This window comes from Candidatus Enterococcus ikei, from assembly GCF_017316105.1.
GTDB lineage: Bacteria > Bacillota > Bacilli > Lactobacillales > Enterococcaceae > Enterococcus_L > Enterococcus_L ikei.
Map to the genome: position 1 here is coordinate 1 of NZ_JAFLWD010000068.1, position 2,331 is coordinate 2,331.

The 2,331-nt window shown below is 35.5% G+C and carries 3 protein-coding genes; all 3 read right to left on the minus strand.

Going from position 1 to position 2,331, the window contains the following annotated elements; all coding sequences use genetic code 11:
- On the minus strand, positions 1 to 1,166 hold a 1,166-nt coding region (locus tag JZO69_RS16475), incomplete at its 3' end, for a toxin Cry1Ac domain D-VI-related protein (RefSeq protein WP_242586930.1).
- Positions 1,167 to 1,182: 16 nt separating this feature from the next.
- Entirely contained in the window at positions 1,183 to 1,593 is a 411-nt protein-coding gene (locus JZO69_RS16480) for an LPXTG cell wall anchor domain-containing protein (protein ID WP_010772616.1), read from the minus strand.
- A 339-nt stretch (positions 1,594 to 1,932) separates the two neighbouring features.
- Positions 1,933 to 2,331: WxL domain-containing protein (locus JZO69_RS16485; protein ID WP_207113897.1), on the minus strand; the 399-nt coding region annotated here is incomplete at its 5' end.

Here is a 2,331-nt window from a genome sequence, read left to right on the forward strand (position 1 = left end):
ACTTGCCGTGTTTCAGAAGTCGTTTTCCCTCTTAACATGCTCGTCACGGTGATTTTTTCATTCCACTTAAAATACTTTCCTTCTGGCAGTGAGTAGCTAAAGTTCCCTTCTGCATCTGCGCGAATCTGGTATTTTTTTGAATCCTTCGCCACTTCTGAGCTTAACGTTCCCACTGGAAATTCACTACTTCCTGAGAATTGAAGAAAGGAATTTGGATAGGTTTTTCCTTTGATGATATGGCTTAGTTCATTTTTCGGATCATTCACCAATTCTGTTGGAATGGTCAAGCTCATCGTAATTTTGTCCAGCAAAGCTTGAGCTTTGGCTAGTTCCTTAGACAGTTCCGTTTTTGTCGTTGCATCAAGAATCGTTTCAATCAATTCTTTTACCTTATCAATTTCCGCTTGTGTCGTTGATAGTTTTAATTCTGTATGCGTTTTATCTGTGAATAAACCTTCAATCCATTCATTTGATTCTGCAACTCCTTGGTTCAAATCCACGAGGGATAGGTTAGAAAATTTTACTCCTGTATTATACATCCCTATAGAAGCAATACTAAAAACAAGAGTCATTTCTTCTGTCTTTGCCTGAATAATCTTTGAAATATTTATAGAACCCAAACTACGTTTTTTTAAATTGCTGTAGTCTGGATAAATAGACACAGGATTATTTACATCTGAATTTGATAACCAATCGAAAGCATATTGCGATTCGTAACCTCCACTAGCGCTTCCACTCATTACAGTCGAAAATTGATAATAGTGATCAGGTATCGTACGGATTGTGGTTTTTACAAGAGCATAAAGACTTATATTCGGGACACTTTTAAGTGAAAGCTCACGACCAATTATAGTTCCAGTCACATTATCGTTATTCGCATCAGTAAATCTCACATAAGTTGTTCCATTCCAAGTACTGTATGGAATCCAATCATCATATCTATATTTAGTATATCCTTCAAAATCTTTTATCAAATTGTACTTTGAGAGAATTTCTTGATCTGTTATTTTAGGGGGAGTTGTCTCTACTCGAGCTTGACGATTGATTTTTCTAGGACTTTCTTCTGCTTTCAAAACAGACTTCGTTTCTATTTTAAGAGTAACAAAAATAACAAGACTACTTAGTAAGACTGTTACCATAAGGAAAGAATGTTTTTTCTTTTTCATTTACTTCATCACCTCTTTATCGATATTTTTTAGTGACTACCTTATAAAGTTTAAAGATGAGTAACACGAAAACAGTCATTAACAGTAGTATACCCAACTTTATTACTAGAGTATTACTTTTGGTGCCCGTACTAGGTAGCAAGCCAGACTTAGCGTTTTTTTTTCGATTCGTTTCTGGCAATTCCTTCATTTTATTTGACGTACCACTAGTTGACGTACTGGTTTTCGTCTGGCTACTTTCTGATGTTTTATCTGTGCCACTGGGTACTGTTGTACTCGAACTAGAATCACCGCTAACAGACACATCACTATTAAAAGTTAAACCAATTTCAGTATCATAGTTTACCGCTTCTGCTACTGTAGAGAGCTGAAGTAATGGCAGTGTTATAAATATAATGCTTAGCAAAATAAAATATTTTTTTTTCATAGTTCTTCTCCTTAGCTTATCTGTAAACAAATCAACTATGATTACTTCCTTCGTTTTGTTTAAGCTGAAATTCTATTTGTCTATCAAGCTTTATAAACGGCTACTTCCATTGTTTGTATAATTACAGGTTATGTAGTTTAACTGTTGATTTTATGTAAAAATCAACAATCGATTACACCAAATTGTTCAGTCTCTTGCTGGAAGTGTTGTTGGTGTTGTTGACAACGGCCAAGTTATTGTAGCTTTATATTCTTCATTAGGATTTCTGTCAGTATCTGTTAAAATAGCTGTTGTATCCTTTCTGAATACTGCTCATTTATTCTTTTATTAATGTTTCTTTTATGGTGTAACCTCTGGTGAAACTTCTGATTTTTCTGGCGCATCTACTAATGTCCATGTTAATACCGTTTTATACGCTACATTTGCTAATTTTGCAGTATCACCTGGAATAGTTAATGAAACACTCTTGGCCGCTTGTTCATTAGTATCTCCTAATGAATAGTGCCACGTTCCCATTCCTTTACCAGCAGCAGCATCAACAACCGTTACAGCGGCAGCCCCTGGAATAAGCTTTTGACTAATCCCTAGTGGCGCAAATTCTGATCCTTTTTGTACTGACTTCAGTATAGGATTGTTGAGTGAAAGTTCTGCACCTGTAAGTTCAGTAACTTTATTATCCTTGTCTTTTGCTTGGAATTGCGAATCTTGCTTAAGTTGCAACTGCCAACCTGCATTCGT

What these genes read in the sequence shown, in the direction of transcription:
- JZO69_RS16480 (WP_010772616.1), bottom strand. Translation starts at nt 1,593, where the DNA reads ATGAAAAAAAAATATTTTATTTTGCTAAGCATTATATTTATAACACTG.